At 70.5% G+C, this 4789-nt stretch carries 2 protein-coding genes and 1 pseudogene; 1 reads left to right on the top strand and 2 read right to left on the bottom strand.

Going from position 1 to position 4789, the window contains the following annotated elements:
* Positions 1 to 86: 86 nt before the first annotated feature.
* Both ACFVYN_RS10245 and ACFVYN_RS10240 read right to left on the bottom strand, forming a co-directional pair.
* Positions 87 to 1554: pseudogene (locus ACFVYN_RS10245) on the bottom strand (cation:dicarboxylate symporter family transporter).
* Positions 1555 to 1957: 403 nt separating this feature from the next.
* Positions 1958 to 2722, bottom strand: a complete 765-nt coding sequence (locus ACFVYN_RS10240) for a hypothetical protein (protein WP_389995288.1) — start codon at positions 2720 to 2722, stop codon at positions 1958 to 1960.
* A gap of 207 nt (positions 2723 to 2929) precedes the next feature.
* On the opposite strand from ACFVYN_RS10240, the gene ACFVYN_RS10235 reads away from it, so the two are divergent.
* On the top strand, positions 2930 to 4780 hold the full coding sequence (locus ACFVYN_RS10235) for an ABC transporter transmembrane domain-containing protein (RefSeq protein WP_389995286.1): 1851 nt from the start codon (positions 2930 to 2932) through the stop codon (positions 4778 to 4780).
* Positions 4781 to 4789 lie beyond the last annotated feature (9 nt).

The raw sequence follows: 4789 nt of genomic DNA, 5'->3' as shown, positions 1-4789 counted from the left end.
TGTGTATCAGAGCCTGCGGGGGACCCGGCCGGGCCCACCGCGCCGTACGCGGGGGGGGGGGGCCGTGGCCTGTTCCGGCATGCCGGTCAACCGACCTCGGAAGCCGACTCCTTGACGGGCTCGCTGACGGGCTCGCTGACGGGCTCGTTGACTGGCCCCTTGGCGGGCTCCTTGACTGGCTCCTTGACTGGCTCCTTGACTGGCTCGTTGACTGGCTCCTTGGCGGGCTGAGCCGGTACCAGTGCTTCCACGACGGTGGGCACACCCTCGCCGGCCAGCACCTTCTTCGCCCTGTCGATGTCCAGCGCCCCCTCCCAGCGGGAGACCGCGAAGACCGCGACGCAGTTGCCGAGCAGGTTCGTCACGACGCGCATCGAGTCCATGATGCGGTCCACGCCGAGGAGCAGGGCGACAGCACCGGCGGGGATGGCGCCGAGCGAGGAGGCGGTCGCGGACAGGGCGAGGAAGGCCGAGCCGGGGATGCCCGCCATGCCCTTGCTGGTCAGCATCAGCACCAGGACCACGGTGATCTGCTGGCCCAGGCTGAGGTCGACGCCCACCGCCTGGGCGATGAACAGCGTGCCGATCGAGAGGTAGAGGGAGGCGCCGTCGAGGTTGAAGGAGTAACCGGTCGGCAGCACCAGGCCCACGGCGTCGTCGCGGGCGCCGGCCTTGCGCAGCTTCTGCATCACGCGCGGCATGACGGACTCGGTGGACGCGGTGCCGAGCGCGAGGAGCAATCTCCTCGCGGATGTAGCGCAGGAACTTCCAGAGACTGAGCCCGGTGACCGCCTTGAGCGCGACGGCGAGCAGCGCGATGAAGAGCGCGGCGGCCGCGTAGCACAGGATGATCAGCTTGGCGTAGGTCTCGATGACGCCGAGGCCGTACTGGCCGATCAGGACGGCCATCGCGCCGAAGACCGCGATCGGCGCGAGGCGCATCACGAAGCCGACGACCGCGAAGATGATCTCCTGGGCCTGCTCGATGGCGGGCAGCACCTGCGGGACCTTGGTGTGACCGAGGTGCAGCAGCGCGGCGCCCACCAGACAGGCCAGGATGAGCACCTGGAGCAGGGAGTTCTCGGCGAAGGCGCCGATGAAACTGGTGGGCAGCGCGTTGACGATGAACTCGGTCGTCGAGGGCAGGTGGCCGCCGCCGGTCTTGGCGTCCACGGCCGCGGTGTCGAGCGTGGCCGGATCGACGTGCATCCCCGAGCCGGGCTGGACGATGTTGGCGGCGAGCAGACCGATGATCAGCGCCAGCGTGCTCGCGATCTCGAACCAGATCAGCGCCTTGAGCCCGATCCGGCCGAACGCCTTCAGGTCACCGGCCTTCGCGATGCCGACGACGACCACGCAGAACACCAGCGGCGAGATGATCGTCTTGATGAGCCGGGTGAAGCCGTCGCCGAGCGGCTGGAGGTCCGAGGCGAAGCCGGGCCACAGCTTTCCGACGAGGATGCCGAGCACCAGCGCGCAGGCGACCTGCGCGAAGAGTGAGGTACGCAGTATGCGTGCGACGCGTCGCGGCAGGGACGGGACGGACGGCGGCACGGGAACTCCTTGAGCGATGAGGAGGAGAGGAAGCCCGGGGAGACTTCTGCGATACGGAAAGCGGTTTCCGTGGCGATCACTTTGGAGGGGCAGTCGATCACCCGCAAGACCGCCACGTTTCAGTCAGGTAAATCACCCCGGCTGTGACTCATCGCACACAACGTGCTTCAGCAGTCGTCGGCGTCTTCGGTCGGTCACCCCCATGGCGTCGCTCGCGTAGGTGTGGCGACGGTGACCGATGGTGGGCCAATGGTGTCCACAAGGTGTTCGGAAACGGATGCGCAGGTCGCGGAGTCGGCGAGGTGACCGTTCCTGTGCGCGGCGTGTATCCCGGTGGCGTGTGGGTCGGGGTCGTGCGGGAGAGCGGTGCCTTCGACGTCGCTGGCAGGTACCAACGTCGTCCTCAGTCCTTCAGGTCCGCCCTGTCCCCCATGACCACCACGGGATGCCGGTCCGGATCGAGCGTGCGCAGCAGATACCGCATCGCCGACCTGGACACGCTGACACAGGCCGACGTGCCGCTGCCGTGGTCCATGTGCAGCCAGATGCCGCCGCCCTTGGCATAACCCTCGGGCCGCGTCTGGTTGTTCGGCGGGGCGCCCGCGACCCGGTTGTAGCCGATGGCGATGACGTGGTCGAAGTCGTGCCAGTAGGACCTGGGCCACCAGCGCGGGGCCGTGATGACGGCGGCCCTCGTGTACGGCAGCCGGGCCCCGGGGTCGCGGAGCACGCCGCCCCCGTCGCTCAGCGTGAACACGCCGACAGGGCTGCGTCTGTCGCCCTCGCGGTGGTCGGTGGTGAAGCCGTTCGTGCCGTTGTGCGCGGGCCAGCCGCGGACCCGGTCCCAGACGGAACCGCGCTTGGTGTGGAGCACGACGGTGGCGTCCGGGGAGTCCTTGCCGTCGCCGTAGACCGCGACGACCTGGCGGGAGGCCGCGGGGATACGGCGCTGGAGCCCGTCACCGACGTCGGGGATACGGCGCTGGAGACGGTCACCGACGTCGGGGATACGGCGCTGGAGCCCGTCACCGACGTCGGGGATACGGGTCGGTCGGTCCGTGGGTTTGTCGGCGACTTCGGTGTGGGTGTCACCGGTGCCTGCCGGGCCCGGACCGCCGCATCCTCCCAGGGGGATCAGCAGCGCGCCCAGGAGCGTCGTTGTCACCACGGCACGTCGGGTGCCTGCGCCTCGTATCGCTCCATGGTCGCACCGCGGGCCGGGGAAGGCCGAATCCACGGGCGCAGCCGGTTCTGTTCGGCGCAGCGGAAAACCTGTTGCCTCCGACCACGCTCTGCCGCGACCCTTTCACGGTTTGCAGCCGCCGTGTGCGGCCCCCTCCCACCCCCCTGACACGAGCCACTGGACGTCACCGTCATGCAGATCCAAGACCTTCCGTATCCCGACCCGGGTGTGCCCGACGCGCGCTCGGGCTCCCGGTTCCTGTGGTGGCTCTTCAGGAACCAACTGGGCGGACAGCTCAAGTCACTTGCCTGGGGACTGCTGCACTTCCTCTCCATCTCCGCGCTGCCCTTCTGCGTCGGCGTGGCCATCCAGGCGGTCGTCGACCACTCCGGCCGCCGACTCGCCCTCGCCGGCGGCCTGTTGGCCCTGTGCTGCGCCGGCAGCGCGCTCGGCGACACCTTCCTGCACCGCACCGCCGTCACCAACTGGATCACGGCGGCCGCACGCGTCCAGCAGCTCCTGGCCCACAAGGCCGCGAACCTGGGCTCGGCGCTGACCCGGCGGGTCGCGGCCGGCGAGGTCGTGGCCGTCTCCACCGGCGACGTCGAGAAGATCGGCTGGTTCGTCGAGGCCTGGTCACGGTTCACCGCGGCGGCGGTCACCGTCGTCGTGGTCTGCGCCGGCCTGGTCGTCTACCAGCCGGCACTCGGCGGGGTGGTCGCCGTGGGCCTGCCGTTCCTGGCCCTCGCGGCACTGCCGCTGCTACCCCGCGCGACTCGACGCGCCGACTTCCAGCGCGAGAAGGCCGGCCGCGCCACCGAACTGGCCTCCGACACGGTCGCCGGTCTGCGGGTGCTTCGCGGCATCGGCGGCGAGGAACTCTTCCTCGACCGCTACCGCAAGGCCTCCCAGGAGGTCCGCCACGCGGCCGTGCGCAGCGCCCGGATGTGGTCCCTGATCGCCGCGATCCAGGTACTGCTTCCGGGGCTGCTGCTGATCGCGGTCGTCTGGTACGGCGTCCATCTGGCCCGGCAGGGCCGCGTGGAGATCGGCGAACTGGTCGCCGTCTACAGCTCGGTCATGATCCTCACCTATCCGCTGCGGCACTTCGAGGAGATCGCCATGGCGTACTCCTTCTCGCGGCCCTCGGCCACGCGGGCCGCCCGGGTGCTGTCGCTGGAGCGGGCCACGTCCGCCGAGGGCTCGCTGGACAGGGCCGGGGACGACCTCCCGAACGGGGATCTGTACGACCCGGCCACCGGTCTGCTCGCCCCTTCGGGCCGGCTCACCGCGGTGGTGTGCGGCGACCCGGACGCGGCGGGGCTGCTGGCCGAGCGCCTCGGCGGGCACCCTTCGGAACAGGGCACGTCGGTGCTGCTGGGCGGGGTGCCGCTGGACGAGCTGCCGCTCGGCTCGGCGCGCACGGCGGTCCTGGTCCAGGACAAGGACCCGGTCCTGCTCTCCGGCACCCTGCGCGACCTGCTCGACGTGCCCGCCTCCGGTGCCGTCGCCGCCCAGGAGGCGCTCGCGGCCGCGCAGTGCGCGGACGTGCTGGCGGCACTGGCCCAGGGGTCCCTGGACGCCGAGGACCCGATGGACGCGCGCATCACCGAACGCGGGCGGTCCCTGTCGGGCGGCCAGCGCCAGCGGCTCGCCCTGGCCCGGTCCCTGTTCACCGACCCGGAGGTGCTCGTCCTGGACGAACCGACCTCCGCCGTCGACTCGCACACCGAGGCACGGATCGCCCAGGGCGTGCGAGACCTGCGGGACGGGCGCACCACCGTGGTGTTCACCTCCTCACCGCTGCTCCTGGACCACGCCGACCGCGTGGTGCTCGTGCACGAGGGCGAGGTCCTGGCGGTCGGCGTGCACCGCGAACTGGTGCGCAAGGAGCCCCGGTACCGGGCGGTCGTCACCCGCGAGACGGACGAAGAGACCGGCCGTGACGGCGTGCTGAGCGAAGTCCGCGTATTGAACGACGACGGCGTACTGAACGACGACGACGTACTGAACGAACTGGCAGAGATCGAGGAGACAGCATGATCGGCGTGG

Source organism: Streptomyces sp. NPDC058307 (assembly GCF_042880295.1).
In the GTDB taxonomy this organism is placed as follows: Bacteria; Actinomycetota; Actinomycetes; order Streptomycetales; family Streptomycetaceae; genus Streptomyces.
The sequence above is the reverse complement of the archived record's forward strand: the minus strand, read 5'-3'. Positions and strand labels throughout refer to the sequence as shown.

Coding starts and splice junctions, on each gene's coding strand:
- ACFVYN_RS10235 (WP_389995286.1), top strand. CDS start 2,930: ATGCAGATCCAAGACCTTCCGTATCCCGACCCGGGTGTGCCCGACGCG.